Source organism: Pseudomonas sp. M30-35, from assembly GCF_002163625.1.
In the GTDB taxonomy this organism is placed as follows: domain Bacteria; phylum Pseudomonadota; class Gammaproteobacteria; order Pseudomonadales; family Pseudomonadaceae; genus Aquipseudomonas.
Genome location: NZ_CP020892.1, coordinates 1,367,750 through 1,389,113, shown reverse-complemented (window position 1 = coordinate 1,389,113; position 21,364 = coordinate 1,367,750). Strand labels below are relative to the sequence as shown.

Annotated in this window: 20 protein-coding genes, 1 tRNA gene and 1 pseudogene; 9 read left to right on the top strand and 13 right to left on the bottom strand. The window is 54.9% G+C overall.

Features of this window, described 5'->3' with window-relative positions; all coding sequences use genetic code 11:
* Positions 1-21: 21 nt before the first annotated feature.
* On the top strand, positions 22-837 hold the full coding sequence (gene suhB, locus B9K09_RS06485) for an inositol-phosphate phosphatase (RefSeq protein WP_087516034.1): 816 nt from the start codon (positions 22-24) through the stop codon (positions 835-837).
* A gap of 239 nt (positions 838-1,076) precedes the next feature.
* Here suhB and B9K09_RS06480 read toward each other — a convergent pair whose 3' ends face one another.
* From B9K09_RS06480 to queA, 6 genes are all read right to left on the bottom strand, one after another.
* On the bottom strand, positions 1,077-1,610 hold the full coding sequence (locus B9K09_RS06480) for a glycine zipper 2TM domain-containing protein (RefSeq protein ID WP_087516033.1): 534 nt from the start codon (positions 1,608-1,610) through the stop codon (positions 1,077-1,079).
* 116 nt (positions 1,611-1,726) lie between these two features.
* Positions 1,727-2,632: a protein translocase subunit SecF gene (gene secF / locus B9K09_RS06475; RefSeq protein ID WP_087516032.1), complete on the bottom strand. Its 906-nt coding sequence runs from the start codon at positions 2,630-2,632 to the stop codon at positions 1,727-1,729.
* Between the two features lie 9 nt (positions 2,633-2,641).
* Complete coding sequence (gene secD / locus B9K09_RS06470) at positions 2,642-4,510, bottom strand: protein translocase subunit SecD (RefSeq protein ID WP_087516031.1); 1,869 nt, start codon at positions 4,508-4,510, stop codon at positions 2,642-2,644.
* Between the two features lie 62 nt (positions 4,511-4,572).
* Entirely contained in the window at positions 4,573-4,908 is a 336-nt protein-coding gene (gene yajC, locus B9K09_RS06465; RefSeq protein WP_087516030.1) for a preprotein translocase subunit YajC, read from the bottom strand.
* Positions 4,909-4,951: 43 nt separating this feature from the next.
* The gene (gene tgt / locus B9K09_RS06460) at positions 4,952-6,067 is read right to left on the bottom strand and encodes a tRNA guanosine(34) transglycosylase Tgt (protein ID WP_177408706.1); all 1,116 of its coding nucleotides are present in this window, start codon (positions 6,065-6,067) and stop codon (positions 4,952-4,954) included.
* Positions 6,068-6,081: 14 nt separating this feature from the next.
* A complete protein-coding gene (gene queA, locus B9K09_RS06455; protein ID WP_087516028.1) occupies positions 6,082-7,131 on the bottom strand; it encodes a tRNA preQ1(34) S-adenosylmethionine ribosyltransferase-isomerase QueA in 1,050 nt (349 codons plus the stop codon).
* Between the two features lie 110 nt (positions 7,132-7,241).
* Here queA and B9K09_RS06450 point away from each other — a divergent pair.
* The 3 genes and pseudogenes from B9K09_RS06450 (at position 7,242) to B9K09_RS06445 (ending at position 8,228) form a co-directional block, all read left to right on the top strand.
* Positions 7,242-7,326 (top strand) — tRNA-Leu (locus B9K09_RS06450).
* Between the two features lie 88 nt (positions 7,327-7,414).
* A pseudogene (locus tag B9K09_RS22765) lies at positions 7,415-7,702 on the top strand (integrase); the annotation flags it as partial.
* Between the two features lie 52 nt (positions 7,703-7,754).
* Positions 7,755-8,228: an AAA family ATPase gene (locus B9K09_RS06445; RefSeq protein WP_087519014.1), complete on the top strand. Its 474-nt coding sequence runs from the start codon at positions 7,755-7,757 to the stop codon at positions 8,226-8,228.
* Between the two features lie 294 nt (positions 8,229-8,522).
* Here the strand turns inward: B9K09_RS06445 and B9K09_RS06440 are convergent, their stop codons facing one another.
* Together B9K09_RS06440 and B9K09_RS06435 are read right to left on the bottom strand one after the other, a co-directional pair.
* Positions 8,523-10,058, bottom strand: a complete 1,536-nt coding sequence (locus B9K09_RS06440) for a YdgA family protein (RefSeq protein ID WP_087516027.1) — start codon at positions 10,056-10,058, stop codon at positions 8,523-8,525.
* Positions 10,059-10,245: 187 nt separating this feature from the next.
* Positions 10,246-10,635: a GFA family protein gene (locus B9K09_RS06435; protein ID WP_087516026.1), complete on the bottom strand. Its 390-nt coding sequence runs from the start codon at positions 10,633-10,635 to the stop codon at positions 10,246-10,248.
* Between the two features lie 89 nt (positions 10,636-10,724).
* Here B9K09_RS06435 and B9K09_RS06430 point away from each other — a divergent pair, with 89 nt between their 5' ends.
* The 3 genes from B9K09_RS06430 to B9K09_RS06420 all read left to right on the top strand — a co-directional run bounded on the left by B9K09_RS06430 (position 10,725) and on the right by B9K09_RS06420 (position 14,640).
* Positions 10,725-11,123 carry a hypothetical protein gene (locus tag B9K09_RS06430; protein ID WP_087516025.1) on the top strand — a complete coding sequence of 133 codons (399 nt, stop codon included), beginning with the start codon at positions 10,725-10,727 and terminating at the stop codon, positions 11,121-11,123.
* Positions 11,124-11,327: 204 nt separating this feature from the next.
* Positions 11,328-12,191 (top strand): sensor domain-containing diguanylate cyclase, encoded by an 864-nt coding sequence (locus B9K09_RS06425; RefSeq protein ID WP_087516024.1) that lies wholly within the window; start codon positions 11,328-11,330, stop codon positions 12,189-12,191.
* Between the two features lie 199 nt (positions 12,192-12,390).
* Positions 12,391-14,640, top strand: a complete 2,250-nt coding sequence (locus B9K09_RS06420) for a TonB-dependent siderophore receptor (RefSeq protein ID WP_087516023.1) — start codon at positions 12,391-12,393, stop codon at positions 14,638-14,640.
* 108 nt (positions 14,641-14,748) lie between these two features.
* Here the strand turns inward: B9K09_RS06420 and phnX are convergent, their stop codons facing one another.
* From phnX to phnD, 5 genes are all read right to left on the bottom strand, one after another.
* Positions 14,749-15,576 (bottom strand): phosphonoacetaldehyde hydrolase, encoded by an 828-nt coding sequence (gene phnX, locus B9K09_RS06415; RefSeq protein WP_087516022.1) that lies wholly within the window; start codon positions 15,574-15,576, stop codon positions 14,749-14,751.
* A gap of 178 nt (positions 15,577-15,754) precedes the next feature.
* Positions 15,755-16,846, bottom strand: a complete 1,092-nt coding sequence (gene psrA / locus B9K09_RS06410; RefSeq protein WP_087519013.1) for an iron-containing alcohol dehydrogenase PsrA — start codon at positions 16,844-16,846, stop codon at positions 15,755-15,757.
* A 131-nt stretch (positions 16,847-16,977) separates the two neighbouring features.
* Positions 16,978-17,796, bottom strand: a complete 819-nt coding sequence (phnE, locus tag B9K09_RS06405; RefSeq protein WP_087519012.1) for a phosphonate ABC transporter, permease protein PhnE — start codon at positions 17,794-17,796, stop codon at positions 16,978-16,980.
* 1 nt (position 17,797) lies between these two features.
* Complete coding sequence (gene phnC / locus B9K09_RS06400) at positions 17,798-18,595, bottom strand: phosphonate ABC transporter ATP-binding protein (RefSeq protein WP_087516021.1); 798 nt, start codon at positions 18,593-18,595, stop codon at positions 17,798-17,800.
* The gene (gene phnD, locus B9K09_RS06395) at positions 18,592-19,458 is read right to left on the bottom strand and encodes a phosphonate ABC transporter substrate-binding protein (protein WP_087516020.1); all 867 of its coding nucleotides are present in this window, start codon (positions 19,456-19,458) and stop codon (positions 18,592-18,594) included. Before phnD ends, phnC begins: the two co-directional genes overlap by 4 nt.
* 112 nt (positions 19,459-19,570) lie before the next feature.
* Here phnD and B9K09_RS06390 point away from each other — a divergent pair, with 112 nt between their 5' ends.
* Both B9K09_RS06390 and B9K09_RS06385 read left to right on the top strand, forming a co-directional pair.
* Positions 19,571-20,455 carry a LysR substrate-binding domain-containing protein gene (locus tag B9K09_RS06390; RefSeq protein ID WP_087516019.1) on the top strand — a complete coding sequence of 295 codons (885 nt, stop codon included), beginning with the start codon at positions 19,571-19,573 and terminating at the stop codon, positions 20,453-20,455.
* A gap of 155 nt (positions 20,456-20,610) precedes the next feature.
* Complete coding sequence (locus tag B9K09_RS06385; RefSeq protein WP_087516018.1) at positions 20,611-21,360, top strand: ABC transporter substrate-binding protein; 750 nt, start codon at positions 20,611-20,613, stop codon at positions 21,358-21,360.
* Positions 21,361-21,364 lie beyond the last annotated feature (4 nt).

Genomic DNA, 21,364 nt, shown 5'->3' with positions numbered 1-21,364 from the left:
AACGACCCAGGTGACCCATCCATGCAGCCTATGCTGAATATCGCGCTGCGCGCAGCCCGTAGCGCCGGTGAAATGATCTTCCGCTCAATCGAACGCCTGGACGTCATCTCGGTAGACGAGAAAGATGCCAATGATTACGTGACCGAGATTGATCGCTCTGCGGAGCAGATGATCATTCAAGCATTGCGCAAAGCCTACCCAACTCATGGCTTTTACGGCGAAGAAAGCGGCCTCACCGAAGGCTCTGGCGAGGGCGCTGACTATCTGTGGATCATTGATCCGCTGGACGGCACCACCAACTTCGTTCGCGGCGTACCGCACTTCGCAGTCAGTCTTGCCTGTAAATACCGTGGCCGCCTTGAGCACGCCGTGATCATCGACCCGGTTCGCCAAGAAGAGTTCACTGCCAGCCGCGGCCGTGGCGCTGCCCTTAATGGTCGCCGCTTGCGCGTAAGCACACGCAAGAGCCTCGACGGCGCCCTACTCGGCACCGGATTCCCATTCCGCGATAGCCAACTCGACAATCTCGAAAACTACCTCGGCATGTTCCGCAGCCTGGTCGGCCAAACTGCCGGCGTACGTCGTGCAGGCGCCGCCAGCCTCGACCTGGCCTATGTTGCAGCGGGTCGTTATGATGCATTCTGGGAATTTGGCCTGTCCGAGTGGGACATGGCGGCGGGAGCACTGTTGATTCAAGAAGCAGGCGGCCTGGTCAGCGACTTCACTGGCGGCCACGACTTCCTGGCCAAAGGCCAGATCGTTGCGGGCAACACCAAGTGTTTCAAAGCTGTTTTAACCGCAATCCAGCCACACCTTTCAGCATCACTGAAACGCTAAGCTTGATTGTGTAGAAAAGCGCCTGAGGGCGCTTTTTTATTGCCTGTTCGGTTCACACACACGACACGCATGTAGCTTTTGTAGCATGGCTGACGCTTTCTCTGCCGCCATTAGCAGCGGCGTTATTTGAATGAACCATGGTCGACAAGCTTCGCGTTGTCTCACCCTACACAGCCTCCACCACTTAAACAGCCGCCCACAAAAAAGCGCCCAATCAGGGCGCTTTTTGTCTAACAGGATTACTGTGCTTCAGAAAGCATCAGCTTGCCGTCTTTAACCGGAATACGGCTGCCTGGATCTTCAGACATGCGCACCTGGCTAACCTTGCCATCCAACTCGTACTTCACGTTGTAACCCACCAGTTTCTGGCTGGTATCGGTAACTGTCTTACAACGGTTTTCAGTCGTGGTGTAGGTATCGTTAGCCTGCATATTGCCCTGCACCTTGTTACCGGCGTAACCACCACCAATAGCACCTGCTGCAGTCGCAATTTTCTTACCGCTACCACCACCCACCTGATTACCCAGCAAGCCGCCTACAACGGCACCGATAGCTGTACCGGCAATTTTGTGCTGATCCTGTACCGGACGCTGACGCGTCACAGTCACATCGCGGCATTCCTGACGCGGGGTCTTGATAGTTTCGTTGATAGGCTCCACAGCCAGCACATCAGCGTAGTCCGGGCCACCGACCAAGCTGTAAGTCGCAACAGCACCACCGGCAGTTACGCCCACAGCACCTAATACCGCACCTACTAGCAAAGACTTATTCATAATTGACTCCTGACCTTCTACCTGGCGAATCTCGCCCTATTCGTCGATAAGACAACAAAAAGCCCCCACAAGTTCAATAACCTGCGGGGGCTCGTTGGATTACTTTTGACGCAGGCTTAAGGGCGCTCGTCGACCTCTTCTGCAACGACGGGTGGAATCAGATCATCGACGCTCAAGTTGAGCCAGATCAGCACCACGTTCGCGATGTAAACCGATGAGTAAGTACCGGCAAACACACCAATGAATAGCGCGATCGAGAATGAGAACAGATTGTCGCCTGCAAAGAACAGCAGCGCACCAATCGCCAGCAGCGTCGAGATCGAAGTCGCCAACGTACGCAACAAGGTTTGCGTGGTCGAGATGTTGATGTTTTCAATCAAGGTCGATTTACGCAGTACCCGGAAGTTCTCACGCACCCGGTCAAACACTACGATTGTATCGTTCAGCGAGTAACCGATAATCGCCAAAATAGCCGCCAGCGTGGTCAGGTCGAAGGTCACTTGGAAAAATGACAAGATGCCCAATGTTACGATCACGTCGTGGATCAACGAGACAATTGCACCGACCGCAAATTTCCACTGGAAGCGGAACGCCAGATACAACAGCACCCCACCCAGCGCCAGCAACATGCCGATACCGCCTTGGTCACGCAGCTCCTCACCCACTTGCGGGCCAACGAACTCGACCTTTTTGACTTCCAGCTTATCGCCGGTTGAGCGCAACGCGTCTGCGACCTTGATACCCAAATCCGGGTCATCGCCCTGCATACGCACGACCACGTCAGTCGTCGCACCAAAGCTCTGCACCACCGCATCAGTAAACCCAGCGCCCTGAAGCTTCTCACGCACCTGCTCTAAAGCAGCAGGTTGTTCGTAGCTCAGTTCGATCTGAGTACCGCCAGTGAAGTCCAGACCGAAATTCAGACCTTTAACTGCCCAACTGCCCAATGCCAGTAGCGTCAGGAAAACAGTCACAGCAAACGCGAGGTTCCGCGCCCCCATGAAGTTGATTGTACGATTCATGTCAGCCCCTTAAATCCACAACTTCTTGAAGTCACGCCCACCGAAAATCAGATTGACCATAGCGCGGGTCACAAAGATGGCGGTAAACATAGACGTCAGGATGCCAAGCGACAGTGTCACCGCAAAGCCCTTAACCGGCCCAGTACCCATTGCGAACAGAATACCCCCGACCAGCAATGTAGTCAGGTTGGCATCGATGATCGCCGAGAACGCACGGTCAAAACCCTCGTGAATTGCCCGTGGAATCGACATGCCATTGGCAATCTCCTCACGAATACGCGAGAAGATCAGTACGTTGGCATCAACCGCCATACCCATGGTCAATACGATACCGGCGATACCTGGCAAGGTCAGAGTGGCACTGAGCAACGACATCAATGCCAGCAACATGATCATGTTGAAGCCCAGCGCGATAGTCGCCAAGACACCAAAGAAGCGGTAGATCGCGATGATGAACAGAGACACGAACAGCATGCCCCACAACGCCGCATCAACACCTTTGGCAATATTGTCCGCACCCAGGCTAGGACCGATAGTGCGCTCCTCAGCGAAATACATCGGCGCAGCCAGACCACCGGCACGTAGCAACAGCGCCAACTCAGACGACTCACCCTGGCCATTCAGACCGGTAATTCGGAACTGACTGCCCAGCGGCGACTGAATGGTTGCCAAGCTGATGATTTTCTTTTCTTCGACGAAGCTTGGCACGGGAACTTCTTGCTCCACGCCATCAACCGTCTTGCGCACGTATTTGGTGATCGGCTTTTGCTCGATGAAAATTACCGCCATGCTGCGCCCGACGTTGCTGCGCGTAGCGCGGCTCATCAAGTCGCCACCGTGGTTATCCAGACGGATATTCACTTGCGGGCGGCCGTTTTCGTCAAAGCTGGCCTGCGCGTCGGTCACTTGGTCACCAGTGATGATCAGATCACGCTCAAGATCAACAGGCGGGCGACCCGGCTCACGAAACTCAAATGCCTCAGTCGACGCTTTTGACGCATCAACAGCGGCTTCAAGGCGGAACTCAAGGTTCGCAGTCTTACCCAGAATACGCTTGGCCTCAGCAGTGTCCTGGACACCCGGCAACTCAACCACAATACGATTGGCGCCCTGACGCTGAACCAATGGCTCAGCCACGCCCAACTCGTTAACACGGTTGCGCACTGTGGTCAGGTTTTGCTTGATCGAGTATTCACGAATCTCAGCGACCTTGGCCTTAGTCAGCGTCAAGCGCAGCACTTGCATGCCGTTACGCTCAGCGGTGGTCAGCTCAAAGTCAGTAAATTCCTTGCGTACCAGGCTGCTCGCTTTATCAAGCGTGTCTTCATCAGCGAAGCCCAGCTGAATAGCACCACCCTGCTCTGGCATGCTGCGATAGCGCACACGCTCTTTACGCAGCAAAGTTTTCACCTCGCCCTCGTAAACCTTGCGACGTGCATCCAAGGCTTTTTCCATGTCCACTTCGAGCAAGAAGTGCACACCACCGGAAAGGTCGAGACCCAACTTCATCGGCGTCGCACCCACACTGCGCAGCCAGTCAGGGGTCGTTTGCGCCAGGTTCAGCGCAACGACGAAATCTTCACCGAGCGCCTTACGCACGATGTCTTTTGCAGGAAGTTGATCTTCCTTCTTGGCCAAGCGCAGCAAGCCTGCCTTGCCCTGATCAGCAACGCTAAGGCCCTTGACATCAATGCCGGCCTCCTTCAACGCACGGTCTGCACGATCTAGATCAGACTGTTCGATGCGCTTGGCGATGCTGGTGCCACTGATCTGAATCGCCGGATCATCCGGGTACAGATTTGGCGCAGAGTAGAGAAAGCCGACGGCCAATACGGCCACAATCAGCAGATACTTCCAAACTGGAAATTTATTGAGCATGACGCCGCCCGTTATAACGCGGGGCGCATTAAGCGCCCCGTCGAATGGTAAAGGTTTGAAACTTAAATGGCTTTCAGAGTGCCTTTAGGCAAGGTCGCTGCAATCGCTACCTTCTGAATTTTCAGCTCAACGGTATCCGACACTTCAATGACCACGAAGTCATCGCTAACCTTGTTGACTTTACCCGCGATACCACCGGTGGTTACAACCTCGTCGCCCTTCTGCAAGCTACCCAGCAGGCTCTTGTGCTCTTTGGCACGCTTAGCCTGCGGACGCCAGATCATCAGATAAAAGATGACCAGGAAGCCGACCAGAAATACCCACTCAAAACCGCTACCAGCTGGGCCGGCGGCAGGTGCAGCGGCGTCTGCGAATGCTGCAGGGATAAAAAAGCTCATGTATCACTCCTGTTGGAACAGTTCTTTTTAAAAAAACTCAGTTTTAGTCCAGCGGCGGCGTTGGCAAGCCACGCTGGGTGTAGAAGCTATCGACAAAGGCGGCCAATGTACCCTGTTGGATAGCACCGCGCAAACCAGCCATTAAGCGCTGATAGTGACGTAAGTTATGGATTGTATTGAGCATACTGCCCAGCATTTCGCCACACTTGTCTAAATGGTGCAGATACGCACGGGAAAAATTCTGACAGGTATAGCAATCGCAGTTGGCATCCAACGGTGAATTATCGTGACGATGCACCGCATTACGGATTTTCAGCACGCCTGTATCGATGAACAAATGGCCGTTACGCGCGTTACGCGTTGGCATTACGCAATCGAACATATCCACGCCACGGCGCACACCTTCGACCAAATCTTCAGGCTTGCCCACTCCCATCAGATAACGCGGTTTTTCAGCCGGCATCATTTCCGGCAGATAATCGAGCACCTTGATCATTTCTTCTTTCGGCTCGCCAACCGACAAACCGCCGATCGCCAAGCCATCAAAACCAATTTCATTCAGACCGTCGAGCGAGCGCTGACGCAACTCTTTATGCATACCACCCTGAACAATGCCAAACAGCGCGGCAGTGTTATCGCCATGAGCAGCCTTTGAGCGCTTGGCCCAGCGCAACGACAGCTCCATCGACGTCTTGGCGACATCGAACTCAGCTGGGTATGGCGTGCACTCGTCGAAAATCATGACCACATCAGAACCCAAGTCGCGCTGGACCTGCATCGACTCTTCCGGCCCCATGAAAACCTTTGCACCATCCACCGGAGAAGCGAAGGTCACGCCCTCCTCCTTGATTTTGCGCATGGCGCCCAAGCTGAAGACCTGGAAGCCACCGGAATCAGTAAGGATCGGACCTTTCCACTGCATAAAGTCATGCAGGTCACCGTGCTCTTTGATTACCTTGGTACCCGGACGTAGCCACAGGTGGAAGGTGTTACCCAGGATCATCTGCGCGCCAATCGCTTCGATATCGCGCGGCAACATTCCTTTAACGGTGCCGTAAGTACCGACCGGCATAAAAGCAGGCGTCTCAACCACACCACGAGGAAATGTCAGCCGCCCACGCCGGGCCTTTCCTTCGGTCGCCAGTAACTCGAAAGACATACGGCAAGTACGCGTCATACGTGATCCTCAGGCCCGCGCGCCGCGGGATTACGGGTGATAAACATCGCATCACCATAACTAAAAAAGCGGTAACCCTCGGCAACAGCACTTTGATAAGCCGCCATGGTTTCCGGATAACCTGCAAACGCCGACACCAGCATCAGCAAGGTCGACTCAGGCAAGTGAAAATTGGTTACCAGGGCATCAACCACATGAAAGGGCCGGCCAGGGTAAATAAAAATATCTGTGTCGCCACTAAATGGCTTGAGCTCACCATCGCGCGCAGCCGTCTCCAGCGAACGCACGCTAGTAGTGCCAACCGCAATCACCCGCCCGCCTCGCGAACGGCACGCAGCCACTGCATCAACCACGTCCTGACCGACCTCAAGCCACTCGCTGTGCATGTGGTGTTCTTCAATACGCTCAACGCGCACCGGCTGAAATGTCCCTGCACCGACATGCAACGTGACAAAGGCAGACTCAACGCCTTTTTCAGCGATGGCCGCCATCAATTCCTGATCGAAATGCAGCCCCGCCGTTGGCGCAGCCACCGCGCCAGCACGCTGCGCATAGACCGTCTGATAACGCTCACGATCGGCTTCGTCGTCTGGGCGATCAATGTAAGGCGGCAACGGCATATGGCCGACCCGTTCCAGCAAAGGCAACACTTCCTCTGCAAAACGCAACTCGAACAATGCATCGTGACGGGCAACCATTTCAGCCTCGCCACCGCCCTCAAGCAAAATCTGCGACCCCGGCTTTGGCGATTTACTTGAACGTACATGCGCCAGTACGCGATGCGTGTCGAGCACACGTTCAACCAACACCTCAAGCTTGCCGCCCGATGCCTTCTGCCCAAACAAGCGCGCAGGAATTACCCGCGTATTGTTAAACACCATAAGGTCGCCCGGACGCAAAAATTCAAGCAAGTCGCTGAATTGGCGATGGCCCAACGCACCGCTCGGCCCATCAACAGTGAGCAGGCGACTCGCGCGCCGCTCAGTCAATGGATGACGAGCAATCAGGGCTTCAGGTAGATCAAAATGAAAATCGGCAACACGCATGACAGAAGGGTCAACTAGCAGGGCGGCAAAGTTTAGCGGAAAATATTAAAAATGACCACGAAAGAGCATTGACCAACTCGAAACTCGTCCCTATACTTCGCCGCCATTGTGCCCCGGTGGCGGAATCGGTAGACGCGGCGGATTCAAAATCCGTTTTCGAAAGAAGTGGGAGTTCGAGTCTCCCCCGGGGCACCAAGTAATTTTCTCAGGACGTACCGAAACGACCTGAAACCATAAAGAGCCGGCCACTTGAGCCGGTTTTTTATTGTCCGTAATTCCCTACCCGTCCGGCCAAGGACATTACCCGCACGTCACACTTGCCGAGCTACCCGAACTGCCCGGCAAGATCGACGTCGCCACATCAATATCCTCACCCGCCACGCGATCCTTTTGCCAGTGCTAATTGCCGTGTGCCCTGGCAAATTACGGCCGCGCCCTGAGTCGAATTTGACCTGGACGCCGCCACTTGGACTATCCCGAAAGAACACATGGAAGGGACCATCAAGCACCACTGCCGGACCAAGCTGTGGTCATCCTGCGCCAGCTGCAAGGATTGACAGGGCGCTATGCCTAGGTATTTGCTGGGCGCAACAACACTGCCCCTTGACCAAACGTTAGGCCACATGAAAATTCTTGTCTTTGGCAACTCCGGCTCAGGAAAGTCCACGCTTGCTCAACGCCTGGTTCAAGATCACGGGTTGGCCCACCTCGACCTTGATTCAATCGTATGGGAACCCGGCAAAATTGCTGTTCCACGGGCACCAGAAGCTGTGAGCGAATCACTTCAAGCATTTCTGATCACCCATAAAAATTGGGTTATTGAGGGCTGCTACGGCGAACTCATTGAAGCAACAACAAATCATTGCACTGAGTTGATCTTTCTTAACCCTGGGCTTGAGGTCTGTCTTGAGCACAACCGACATCGCCCATGGGAACCGCATAAGTATTCGTCTAAACAAGCTCAAGATGAAATGCTACAGAACCTACAAGCTTGGGTTGCCGGCTACTATGAACGGCAAGATCAATGGTCGTACCACGCACACCGGCAGATTTTTGATACTTTTTCAGGCCATAAATGCGAACGCTCTGCAGGCTAATCAGCGGTTGCCTAACTGCTGGTTCAAAGTGGTTCATATTGCAGAGTTATTTTTTCATTTATTCCAGAGCAAAACACTAAGTACAGCTTTACTCAGGCAACCCACGTTGAACGCAAGCGCTCCAGTTTTTCAACGGGTTTCATTCAGGTTTCCTGAATGATATTTAGACCTGGAGCAGCATTGAAAAAGCCAGTCAAATGACTGGCCTTTTCATGTAAGCCCACGAAGTTACAAAGACTCAGCCGCATGCGCTTTCAGGGCAGCGTGGTGAGTTCTTATTCGCTCATGTCAGCTTCAGTCTGGCGCATAATCTTGCGACGGGGCATCGCCACCCAACGCACCACCACCTATGCCATTGGCCTTGGACATAACGAACATGGCGAACTCTTCAGTTGTCATTTCCTGGCCATTGAAAACCACCTTATCATTGGCGTAATGCAATGACGATTGCAGGTTCTCGCCCTCCAGAGTCAACAAGCCAGTGCCAAGGGCCATGCCGCTAGCCATTTCAGTGAACATGGCCGCTTGATCTTCGATAGCCTTGCTGTCAGTTTCTCCGGTGAATATGGCTTGGGCGCGAACGCCATCAGCAATAACCTCCTTAGAAACAGAAAGCTTGGCGTCCAGTTGCGCAATGGTTTGCTTGACCCGTTCCGACAATGGCAGCTCAAACGGCTCGGGCTTTTTCAAGTCTAAAACCATGCTCAGCAGCGCTTCGCCATTTGTGGTCTTGATGCTGAGTTTTTCCAGAGCGACTTGCGGTTTTGCGTCCAAGAGATTTCCGATGCTAGTTTTAAGCCGTGCTTCTTCCTCTGGCGAGAGGGCGATATCCGGCTTGTCCTGACCAAGAGCCTGGGCTTGCTGAAGTTTAATCACCAGATCGCGGTAAATCTCGATAAAGGCTTGCACAGCCGCGACGTCAAAGTTCTTCAGCGACCAGAGCATGTGCATACTGGCTAAGTCTTTGCCATCGTAGGTGAGCATGCCAATGTCGTAGGCCAAGCCCCCATCGAGCAAACCCTTGGTTTCATTCAAGCTGCCGGACTGCGAGATGTCCTTGACCAGCACCGCAGGCTTGTCGTCAAAGTTGAACTGAGCGGTTGCCAGTTTAAGGTTATGGTCACCTAGGTAAAAATCGCCACTACCCCGTTGCTGATCGCTATTGAAGGTCAAGCCCCGTAGCTCAGCACGGACTGGCTTGCCAGTGTTGTCAGCAGTACTAATAACCAAGCTGTCCATGCCGCCAGCGATTACTACTTTTTCCGCATTCTTTGTGGCTTCAGCATCCAGAGTTAGGCCAGAGAACTTGATTGTGGCAGTCGGCGTCGGGGCAAAATCCAGAGGCGCAAACACCAAGGTACCGGAAGGCGAACCGTCATAGCCTAGGCTAGACTCGCCGGTCAGTGGTGAAGCACCTTTAGCAGCGTCGAACCACTTCTGGGTGAATTTGTTGGCTTCTAGCTCATAATTGCTAGCCAGCATCACTGGCCAAAGATTAAGACGTTTCAGGCGCGAGACAGGCAGCGGGCCGTGCTGAATGTTGTCCCGAAACAAAAGCTCCAGATGTTCAGGGAGATTTTCGTTAGCGGGGGCGGTAAAACTAAGGCGATAACGAGCAGTGCTGGTAAACCAGTGAGTTTCCAAGGAAACCACTTCGAACTTGATGGCAATCCCAGTACCTACCAGAGCCTCCTTATACTGCTGATTGACGTCGGTTATGGTTGATTGCAATACACCCTGCAACTGAGTCCCGGTATACCATGCTCCAGCTGTGCTGATCACACCGATGGCAACCACTAATGCGGCAGCTATTCCTGCTGTTTTTTTCATTTGACTACTCAATGAATGTCCATGATTTGAAAGTTCAGCCTTCCTGGCAATAGCTCATTGCTGACAAGTGTGACACTTATGAAAGGCGGCCGAATACTAGCACTATGCCACCCTTAACATCGTGCTACACCTCTCTATTCCGAGTGATTGATCGGCCTCCAGAAAAATAGCTTCAACCTTGCGCTATTCACTCAGTCCTTCCCGCTCCATCACGGTCACGCAGGTAGCGGCGTACCAGTGGGAATGGCGGCAGCCACGATTCACGTCGAAGCATCCATAATTCGTAGGTGGGCCGCAGTTGGTCAGGCTCATCCAGCGAGCCCAGGTTCAGCTCAACCTCGTCATCGGTGCGGGAAAATACCGATGAGCCACAGCGGGGGCAGAAGTACCTGCCCTGGTATTCACCGGCCTCACCTGTGACGGTTACCGCATCCTCTGGGAATATTGCCGAGGCGTGAAACAGTGCGCCGTGGTGCTTGCGGCAATCCAGACAATGGCAAATGCCCACTCGGTATGGCTGGCCCACTGCGACAACTCGAACATTGCCGCACTGGCATCCTGCGTTGAACGACTCCACAAGCACCTCCTCTAAAATTGTGGTTTTGTAACCAATCGCCTAGACAATTACTCAACAGCAACCATCTTTACCTCGCTGGAGAACGGCCCATGCTCAAAACAACCGTAATACTCAGTTTAGGTGTTCTGCTCAGCGGATGCGCTCAAGACAACAATCGTTCAACGCCCGCCCCTCACGCAACTTCAATTCAGCAAACTACCGATCAGTGGGTCGGTAGGTGGATAGGCGTCGAAGGCCTCAATTTGACCCTGAGCAAGGATGCTGCGGCAGGTCCCGGACACTATTTGCTGAAGATGCAATATGGTCTCGATGCCGAGCAAAGCGGCACTTACAAAGGTCAAGCAACAGCAGATGGCATCAGCTTTAACCGCCAGGATGGCCAGCAATTACTACGCGCTGGAGATGGCCAGGCCACTGGCCTGAAATGGTTGGCAGACAAGCACAATTGCTTGATTGTGAAGCCAGGTGAAGGCTACTGCCGAGACTGAATACTTAAGCCCCCACAGGTGACCTGATTGGCTTCGCCACCGGTTTTAGCGGTGAAGATGGCAAAACTCGGGGCTGGCATGCCGGTGCATGAGCGGGGCTGTCGAGGCGACCTTTAAACTGATAGCTAAACGCCTGCATTCAGCCCTGCGTCTCGCTTCGCATTCGAGTTATGATTGAGCGACATAAAGCGGACTCCTTGAACTATGGCCGTTGACCTGCAAGCGCTCTATCCCAAACTGATTCATCTGATGCTGGACACCGTTTTCGTGGTCGACAGGGACAATCAGATTGTATTTGTCAGCGATGCCTGTGAGTCCCTGCTCGGCTATCGTGCCAACGAGTTGACCGGCACCGCGATCACCAACTATATGCATCCAGATGATTTGGCGATCACCAAAGCCTCGATCGTTCGCGTCATGAACGGTCAACCCCACATCGATTTCCGCAACCGTTATATCCGTAAGGATGGAAGTGTCGTACACATCCTCTGGGCGGCCTGTTGGTCCGAGGATGTCGGTGCAAGAATCGGTGTGGCGCGGGACATTACAGCCCTTTGGCAGGCAGAGTCGGAATTACATTTCCTTGCCCACCATGACCCGCTAACAGAATTGGCCAACCGCTCGCTTTTTAGCGAACGATTAGAATCCGCCCTGCGTGGAGCCCGCCGCCACCAGAACACTTTGGCTTTACTGTTTATAGATATCAATGACTTCAAAGTCATCAATGATGTCCATGGGCATGCAGCGGGTGATCGCGTATTGCGTTTGATCGCTCGGCGGCTGAAAAGCAGCGTACGCGAGACGGATACAGTCGCACGTATGGGCGGTGATGAATTCACGGTGCTATTGACGGGTATTCAATCTGAAGAGGCCGTTGCCGCTAAGGTGGAGCAAATCCTCGCGCTCATGGCCGAGCCGCTGGACGCTGACTTTGGGGCAATAATGATGCCGTCCTGCAGTATCGGCGTAGCCTGCTATCCCGCGGACGGTGAGGATGCCGATACCCTACTTAGCCATGCGGATGGCGAGATGTATCGGATAAAAAAACTGCGCCCTGCAGTTCGCTAGCAGCCCGCAGGTTCCACTCCATGGGTTTTCCAGCAGGCCTTGTGCAACCCACTGTCCGGGGCGACTGTTTCGCCGAGGTATCCAAGGCGGTTAATCGCTCGCAAAACAAAAATAAATTTCCATTCGGTCATTCCAGAAACCTTAACAGCTGCGTATGATAGTGATTCGCATTAACACTATAATTACAGCAGAGTTCGCCATGTCCACCCTTCCTCCCTTGCGTTCACACACCCCATTTGCGCTGCGCTCATCTTTAGCGATCCGCCCCTTAGCTCTGGCAGTGCATATGCTTGCAGCCGGTGCGGCCTTTGCGGCTCCAGCCGTGATGGCAGCGGAGCAAACAGAGTCAACTGAGGCCGCGAGTGCTGTGACCCTGAAGCCGATGGAAATCACCGGTGCCGCCGAGCCGAGCGCAGTCACTGAGGACACTCACTCCTACACCACCGAAGCAGCACGCACCGCCACGCCGTTGAGCATGTCGCTGCGCGAGACGCCGCAGTCGGTCAGCGTAGTCACTCAGCAGCGCATTGAAGATCAGGACTTGGAAACCATCCTCGATGTGGTCAACAACGCCACCGGGGTGTCGGTCAACCGCTACGAGACCAGCCGAGCACAGTTCAACGCCCGCGGTTTTGAACTCAACTCGCTGATGATTGATGGCGTACCGACCATTTATGAGCAGCCATGGAGTTCCGGCGAGATTTTCAGCAGCCTGGCGATGTATGACCGCGTTGAAATCGTACGCGGTGCCAACGGCTTGATGACCGGTGCTGGCGATCCATCGGCGTCTATCAACCTGGTACGCAAGCGCGCCAGCAGCCGTGACCTGAAAGGCTCGGTAAAATTTAGCGCGGGCACATGGGATACCTTTGGTACCGAAGCGGATGTATCCACTGCGCTTAACGAGGCCGGCACTATTCGCGCACGCTTGGTAGGCGAAGTTACCGATGGCGACACCTGGATCGACGGTAACTCGAAGCGCAGCGAAACCGTGTACGGCACCATGGACATTGACCTGACGCCAGATACCACCTTGTGGTTCGGTCTGAGCAATCAGGAAAACAGCGAAGACTCACCGATGTGGGGTGGCTTGCCAGTCTGGTACGCCGACGGTAGCCGCACCAACTGGAGCCGCTCGAAATCGACCTCCGCAGGTTGGAGCAAATGGGACACGACCTACAAGACCTACTTCGTCAATCTTGACCACACTTTCGCCAACGATTGGCGGGTCAACCTTAGCTACAACCGTGGCGAGCGCAGCGGTGACTCTGCCCTGCTGTACCTGTCCGGCAACCCGGGCCGCGATGGCAGCAGCCCCATGTCCTCGTTCCCGGCGACCTATAAAACCGAGACCACGCAGGATGATTACAGCATCCGTTTCGATGGTCCGTTCTCGCTGTTGGGTCGTAAGCACGACTTGGCCTTCGGTTACATCGACAGCAAACAAGAGTTCGACGCTGACGCGCTCGTTGCACAAACTGGTTTTGGCGGAGTGCCTAACTTCGACGCCTACAACGGCGATTTCCCAGAGCCGATCTGGGGACCACGAGGTGATTATGGCTACAGCGAAACCCGCCAGAAGGGTCTGTATGCGGCGACTCGCCTGAACCTAGCCGACGATCTGAAGCTGATTCTTGGCGCGCGTGAAAGTTGGTACGAGCAGACCAGCGATGATATCTACTCGGAAGTGAGTAAGGTCGATGTTGATCACGAACTAACGCCTTACGCGGGCATCGTCTACGACCTCAATCAATACCTGTCGGTCTATGCCAGTTACACGGAAATTTTCCTGCCGCAATCCGTTCGCGACAGCAGAGGTCAACAGCTTGAGCCGATTGTCGGCGAGAGCAGCGAACTGGGCCTGAAGGGTGAGTTTTTCAATGGCCGCTTGAACGCCTCTGCGGCGGTATTCCAGATTAAACAAGACAACCTCGGCCAAAGCACCGGCCAATTGATTGACCCGACGAACCCGATTGGCGGCTACGCCTATGAGGCGAGTGAAGGCGCGACCAGCAAAGGCTTCGAACTGGAAGTGTCGGGCGAGTTGGCGACAGACTGGAATGCCTCGATTGGTTACACCCAGTTCACCGCTGAAGATGCCGATGACAATGACGTCAACACACTGTACCCGACCAAACTGTTGCGTACCTTCACCACTTACCGCCTGCCCGGCATGTTCAACAAGTTGACCATCGGCGGCGGCGTTAACTGGCAGGACAGCATCCACACCTATGCCGTCAATCCGGCGGGTAACTCAGAGAAGATCGAGCAAGATGCTTATGCGTTGGTCAATCTGATGGCGCGCTACGAGTTCACCGATAACCTCTCGGCCCAGTTGAATGCCGACAACATCACCGATGAAAAGTACTTCGATATTTTCGATGCCTACGGCGCCCTGACTTACGGTGCACCACGTAGCTTCACCGCTTCGGCGAAGTACCGCTTCTAAAAGCGTTACCAAGCGAGCTTTGCTCTATCCACAACACCGGCCTTGCGCCGGTGTTGTGCTTTTAGTGACGACCTGTGCCCGGTCGATGCCGGACTGGACGATAGCGTTTCAAGCGTTCTGCGGCATCTCGCCCCGAGCTAGACGGGCGTTGATGTCATCGATCACCGCTGGCAGCTCGGCGATGGTGTCGATCAGATAATGCGGTCGCGAACCTTCGAACATCTGGCCGATACGCGCACGCTCCTGCTTCAGTTTATCTTCGGGCAAGTTCTTGAACTGCTCATACGTCAGGCCCAATGCGTTGCCTGAGCAGGTCAGCGCTACGGTCCACATGCCAGCGCTGCGGCCTTCGAGAATACCCGGCCATGTATCGTCGACTTTCACACAGGCAGCGACGTCACTGATACCAAGGGCGATCACGTTAGCCAGCGATTGAGCCGGATGCGGACGGCCATTAGGCACTTCATCGGTCGCGACTACATGATCCGGGACATAACCATTGCCACGGGCCAGCTCAACCACCTTGGCCATTACCACCGCCGGATACCCGGAACAGGTGCCGATTTTCAGCCCCTTATCACGCAGCGAGGCGATGGCGCTCAGCGCACCGGGGATCAGCGCTGAATGCGCGGCGATCTTCTCTATCTGCAGGGGCATAAAGCGCTCGTAGATGGCAGTCACATCAGCGTCTGTAGGCGTGCGACCAAACGCAACACGGTAGCGTTCGGCAATCTCAGGAACGTTGCACAAGGTGCGGATGTGATCCCACTTGCCCATGCCCATCGGACCGCGAGCTTCCTCAAGGGAAACCTGCACGTTGAACTCAGCGAAAGCTTCAACAAAGATCTGTGTTGGCGCAAAGGAGCCAAAGTCGACGACGGTGCCAGCCCAGTCGAGAATCGCGGCTTGCAGACGGGTTGGTTGCTGGTAGTTCATGGTCTTTCTCCAGTTGCAATGTGAGCTGTACCCAAGCTTCAGGCGGAAGCCTGGGCTGAGTGTTGTAATCGAGCCGGGATGCCGCTGCGTTGAGATGGTTAATCCTGAGAGACTGAGTCGGTACAACCTAGATCCAACAGCGAATCAACCGTGCGGCCAGCAGAGCAACGGCAATCTGTCAGGCAGCTTGAGAACCGATAAAATTCTTGCCGCGAGCACCCAGCATGGCGTGATCGATCATTTGCTGTGCTTCAACTTGCGTTACGCCGTAATCGGCAAATTCGGTTTTGACATCGAGACGATGCAGAAACGTTTTCAATTGCGCTTGAGCTTGAGCCAAATCCGGACCGAAGATCCGCTGCAGAGTCTGGTCACGTGCAGTGCTCTTGCCCCAGGCCAGCCCCAGAACATAAGGCAAGGTAAAGGAGCAGGCGATGCCGTGAGGCAGTCCGTGACGCAAGGTCATCTGGTAAGAGATTGAGTGCGCCAATGCAGTCTTGGTATTGGAAAAAGCCAGCCCCGCTTTTAGAGCGGCCAACGCCATGCGCGAGCGCAATTCGCGGTTCGTCAAATTGCGCTGCAATCGGGGCAGGCAATCGAGAATGTCCTCAATGGCGGAGATCGCAAAGGTGTCTGAGATCGGGTTGGCGTTGACGTTCCAGATTGACTCCAGCGCATGGGAAAGTGCATCCAACCCAGTAGAAACGGTCACGCCAACCGGCACTGTCACCATTAAGTCCGGGTCAATAATCGCCGCTGTCGGCCAGGTACATGGCAGGTGTAGCGAGTACTTTTCCTGCAACGCCGAGTCCCAGATAGTCGCCCAAGGAGTAACTTCGCTACCGGTGCCAGCGGTGGTTGGTGCGGCAATCAATGCCTTGCTGCGCGATGGAGTGAAGGGCTTGCCAGAGGCCAACAGAGCCAGCAGTTCATCGAACTCGCCGGACTCGGTGCCGACAATCAGCGCCTTGGCAGTATCAATGACGCTTCCGCCGCCAACCGCCAACACGGTTTGACAGTGGCCGGCCTGTTGCCAGAAACCTTGGTATGTAGCGCGTAGTTGAGCGACATCTGGATTGGGCTGGACATCTTCGATCACATGAATCAGGCGGTCGCCGAGCAAGGTTTGAATCTTGTCGATCAGGCCCAATGCGCGCGCTTCGGGAAAGGTCACCAATGCAACCGCCTGCCCTTCGGTCAACGCAACGATCTGGCCCAGACTACCCCCCCCAAAATAGGTGGCGACCGGGTTATAGAATTGAGCTGGCAGACCTGTTGCAGTGAAGTCGGTCATTGCGCTGTTACTCCGTTGATATGCCCACTTTCCGGGCAAGCCAAAGGTAGCCGTGGCATCGCCACGGCACGTTATGGAAAGGTATGCGTTCGAGCCGCTAAGCGTACTCAGTGGCGGCCATTGCTCTGGATAGCGTTTCGCAGCCGACTTGAGAGCATGTCTGCCGCAACAACCATCAGGGTGATGACGATGATGCAGGTCGCTGTTTCCGGATACTTGAACAGTTTCAGGCTGCTCACCAGCTCGAAGCCCAGACCGCCAGCACCGACCATGCCCAGCACGGTGGCTGAACGCAGGTTGACCTCAAAACGATAGAGAATGACTGCGATCCAGGAAGTGATCACCTGTGGCAACACACCGAAGACAATCACCTGCAACGGACGGGCGCCGGTGGCACGTAATGCTTCGAGGGGGCCTTGATCGATCTCCTCGATACTTTCGGCGAAAAACTTGCCCAGCATGCCGACGCCGTGCAGAGCCAACGCCAACACACCGGGGAACGGACCCAGGCCGACCGCCGAGACAAACACCAAGGCGAGGATCAGCTCATTGATGCTGCGAATCACATTGAGCACTTGCCGAGTACCCTGATACACCCAGCGATTGCTATGCAGGTTACGGGCAGCAAGAAACGCCAACGGCACGGCGAAGATGACACCGAGTAACGTGCCCCATATAGCAATTTGCAGCGTCTCCACTGCTGGCCCGACCAATCGGGGCAGAATATCTAAATCTGGCGGCATCGAACGGCTTAAGAAATCGCCGATCTGCGGCAAGCCCGCAGCCAACTCGCCCCAGCTGAGCTCCGCACCACTTGCACTCCAGTGCAGCAGAACAATCACAGCCAGCAACATGGCCGCACTACCCGCCCAACCACGCAGGCTTTCGGGCGTATCCACCATCCAGCGATAATTGTGCATACGCATGTCAGCCTCCCAGGCCATTGGCATAGTGCAACTGCGGCGCATGCGCTGCTGCGGGTTCGCCATCGATGCATTCTGCGTCGGGGTAGATACGCTGCAGGGTGGCCTCATCAAGACCACTGGCATCACCGTCGTAGACCAAACGGCCATGCGCCAGCCCCACAATACGGTCCGCGAATTCACGCGCGAATTCCACTTGGTGCAGGTTGCACACCACGGTGATACCCAGCTCGCGACTGGCATCCCGTAGGTATTGCATAACCAGCCGAGCAGTTTTGGGGTCGAGACTGGCCACCGGTTCGTCGGCCAGTATCACCTTGGGCTGCTGAGCCAGTGCTCGGGCGATGCCGACCCTTTGCATCTGCCCACCGGACAGCGAGTCCGTTCGCTCATCGGCCTTGTGCCCCAACTCCACCCGGCGCAGGCATTGGTGGGCCAACTCAATGTCGTCGCGGCCAAACAGTTGCAACACCGAAGCCAAGGTCGACACCGAAGCGAGTCGCCCAGTGAGTACGTTCTTCAGCACCGACAGGCGCGGAACCACATTGTGGTGCTGGAAGATCATCGCCACCTGACGGCGCAGTGCGCGTTCATCGCGGGCATGTAAAGCGTCGATGCCAGCCACTTGCAGTGCCCCGCCGTCGGCTTTGGCCAAGCGGTTCATGCAACGCAGCAAGGTTGATTTACCAGCACCCGACTGACCGAGCACAACAACGAACTCCCCGGGCCCAACCTGCAGATCAATGCCCCGTAGCACCGGATTGTCGCCATAGTGCTTGGTAAGCTTACTAACCCTGATCATTTCATTTTGCTCAGGTCGAGATCAAGCACCTTGGCGGTGTCGCGGACCACATCGTAGGCGGCGTCGTTGGTTGGCTGGAAGCCGTTGAGCACACCTTGGTCACCCCAAGGCACATCCTTGACCTGAGCCAATGCGGTAACCAGCTTCTTCTTCAAGGCTGGGTCCAGATCCTTACGCCAGACCATCGGCGACTCAGGAATGTCAGGCGAGGTCCATACAATCTGGATATCGTCTGGCTTGATCTGCCCCTGACTGATCGCAGAGGCGAGAATACGATCAGCAACAGCAGCCGCATCAACCTTGCCATTAACAACGGCGAGGATGCTGGCATCATGCGAGCCAGAAAACATCACCCGCGAGAACAGTTTCTCCGGCTGGTAGCCTGCCTGCTCAATTCCGGCTTTAGGGAACAGATGGCCAGAGGTCGAACTCGGATCGACGAAGGCGAATGTATGGTCCTTGAGGTCGGCCAGCGACTTAAGGTTGCTGTCACGGCGAGTGATGATCAGGCTGTGATAAGCGCTGGTGCCCGTCTTCTTGGTCACGGCAACGGCGAAGGCTTCGGCATCAGCCATTTTGTTGGCAAGCACGTAGGAGAACGGCCCAAGGTAGGCAACATCCAGCTTTTTCGAACGCAAGGCCTCAATCACACCGTTGTAATCGCTGGCCACGAACGGTTTGACTGGCATGCCCAAGCCCTCCTGTAGCTGATCAAGCACCTGTTTACTGCTTTCGATCATCGATTGCGAATCCTCGGAAGGAATCAAACCTATACGCAGGACGGGCTCAGCCAAAGCGTGAGTGCTGGCGAGAAGCGGAAGAGAAACACTGAAGGCACAAAGCAGTTTGCGGAAGGTAGTCATGGCATTTCCAGCAGTTGTCGTGGGAATGCGACTTACCCTAAACCTGTAATGTGACGGTCATATGATCGATTCAATATGCGTTTACGTCGAAAAGTATTGAAGGAATCTATGGATGTCGAACAGTAAACTGCGCGCCTTTCTAGCCGTGGCACGTCATGGCAGCTTCAGCGCTGGCGCTCGCTCTCTAGGTCTCAGCCAACCGACCATCACCACTCAAGTGCAAGCACTTGAGCGCCAGCATAACCTCGAGCTATTTCATCGCCGGGGTCGCCGCGCCGAACTTTCCACCGTCGGCAGACAGCTACTTCCCCTCGCCCAACAACTCATCGCTCTGGAGTTTGAAGCCGATGGATTGCTCCGCGATTCGGGCACCCTCATTCGCGGCCAGTTACGACTTGGGGCTGTTGGTCCCTTTCACGTCATTGAGATGGTCGACGCCTATCGTCGCAATTACCCACAAATCGACTTGTCGATCCGTATCGGCAATTCTGCTTCGGTGCTGGCTGACCTTGAAAATTACGTTATTGAAGTTGGGGTTTTGGCAGGGCGGCACGACTCCCCTGCATTTTACTCCATGCTGTACGCACGCCATCCGGTGATTGTTTTCGCACATCACCAACACCCATTGGCGCAGCGCGAAAAAATTCGACTCAGCGCGCTGCAAGGGCAACCCATGTTGTACCGCGAGCAAGGCTCCACCACTCGGCTAGCTTTCGAGAAAGCGCTGGCTGAACGAGATGTATCACCGCGCATAGTGATGGAGATCGGCAGCCGCGAAGCCCTGCGCGAGGCGGTAGTAAGAGGTATAGGGCTGGGCGTGGTGTCGGAAGCGGAATATATTGCAGACCCGCAACTCAGGCCTATTCACATCGAAGACGAGCCAATACACACCGAGACCTATCTATACTGTTTAGCTGAACGTAAGACCAGCCAGATGATTGAGACTTTTTTCGCCAGTGCCGATCAAGCCAGACAACAAAGACCATCGCGCGCATAAAACCGCAGCAGGTGGTATTCCGGTTTAGTAGGGGCAACTCCAGCCCCCTCTGAGACTGCACTGAGCATCAGACGCGTATCACTGGCTATGCTTATTATCTTGTTCTTTAAATTAGGTCCGCCCTTGAACACCGTGCAGCTCATCAGGCAGAACATTTGAAATATTCGACACTAACTTTAGCGCTGCTCTGTCTGTTACTGGGCTCAGTTGTCAGGGCCGAGCAATACAAGGTAGTGACCGAAGAGTGGCCACCCTACAACTATCAAGAGAACAACCAGCTCACCGGGATGACCACGGAGATCGTTCGGGCCATCATGGCCCTGACCGGGGATGATTTTGAATTACTACTGCTGCCCAGTATGCGAGCCACCCACGCATTGAACACCTGGCCCAAGACCATCATGTTTTCAATGTTCCGCACGGCAGAGCGCGAACCGTTGTACAAGTGGGTCGGCCCAATCGTGGAGGAGTCCATTCACCCCTATCAACTGGCCACTGCGGCGCAGCCGGTAAACTCTCTGGAACAACTGCTGCGCGCACCACAGATCACCACCCGTCATGCTGGGCTTGTGCCCAAAATGCTGCAGTCGCTGGGTTTTAAAAACCTCGACAAAAGTGCAACCGAGAGCCATCAGCTCTACCTCATGTTGCTAGCCGGACGCACCGACATCATCATCGGCGACACTGATGCCGGGGTGGCTTACTTCAGCCGCCAACTCAACATCGCCGATGGCACGCTGCGCCAGATTCCCATTGAGCTTTATCGCTCATCACTGTACATCGCCTTCAGCCGTGACAGTGACGACACACTGGTAGCTGCTTGGGCCAGCGCACTTGAACAACTGCGCAAGTCGGGTGAGCTCAAACGCATCCAGCGCAGGTATGAAGAGCCCACCGGGCAATAACATT

Bases quoted from the DNA above. Each gene is read 5' to 3' on its own strand.
- suhB (WP_087516034.1), top strand. From the start codon at position 22: ATGCAGCCTATGCTGAATATCGCGCTGCGCGCAGCCCGTAGCGCCGGT.
- B9K09_RS06480 (WP_087516033.1), bottom strand. From the start codon at position 1,610: ATGAATAAGTCTTTGCTAGTAGGTGCGGTATTAGGTGCTGTGGGCGTA.
- secF (WP_087516032.1), bottom strand. From the start codon at position 2,632: ATGAATCGTACAATCAACTTCATGGGGGCGCGGAACCTCGCGTTTGCT.
- secD (WP_087516031.1), bottom strand. From the start codon at position 4,510: ATGCTCAATAAATTTCCAGTTTGGAAGTATCTGCTGATTGTGGCCGTA.
- yajC (WP_087516030.1), bottom strand. From the start codon at position 4,908: ATGAGCTTTTTTATCCCTGCAGCATTCGCAGACGCCGCTGCACCTGCC.
- tgt (WP_177408706.1), bottom strand. From the start codon at position 6,067: ATGTCTTTCGAGTTACTGGCGACCGAAGGAAAGGCCCGGCGTGGGCGG.
- queA (WP_087516028.1), bottom strand. From the start codon at position 7,131: ATGCGTGTTGCCGATTTTCATTTTGATCTACCTGAAGCCCTGATTGCT.
- B9K09_RS06445 (WP_087519014.1), top strand. From the start codon at position 7,755: ATGAAAATTCTTGTCTTTGGCAACTCCGGCTCAGGAAAGTCCACGCTT.
- B9K09_RS06440 (WP_087516027.1), bottom strand. From the start codon at position 10,058: ATGAAAAAAACAGCAGGAATAGCTGCCGCATTAGTGGTTGCCATCGGT.
- B9K09_RS06430 (WP_087516025.1), top strand. From the start codon at position 10,725: ATGCTCAAAACAACCGTAATACTCAGTTTAGGTGTTCTGCTCAGCGGA.
- B9K09_RS06425 (WP_087516024.1), top strand. From the start codon at position 11,328: ATGGCCGTTGACCTGCAAGCGCTCTATCCCAAACTGATTCATCTGATG.
- B9K09_RS06420 (WP_087516023.1), top strand. From the start codon at position 12,391: ATGTCCACCCTTCCTCCCTTGCGTTCACACACCCCATTTGCGCTGCGC.
- phnX (WP_087516022.1), bottom strand. From the start codon at position 15,576: ATGAACTACCAGCAACCAACCCGTCTGCAAGCCGCGATTCTCGACTGG.
- phnE (WP_087519012.1), bottom strand. From the start codon at position 17,796: ATGCGTATGCACAATTATCGCTGGATGGTGGATACGCCCGAAAGCCTG.
- phnC (WP_087516021.1), bottom strand. From the start codon at position 18,595: ATGATCAGGGTTAGTAAGCTTACCAAGCACTATGGCGACAATCCGGTG.
- phnD (WP_087516020.1), bottom strand. From the start codon at position 19,458: ATGACTACCTTCCGCAAACTGCTTTGTGCCTTCAGTGTTTCTCTTCCG.
- B9K09_RS06390 (WP_087516019.1), top strand. From the start codon at position 19,571: ATGTCGAACAGTAAACTGCGCGCCTTTCTAGCCGTGGCACGTCATGGC.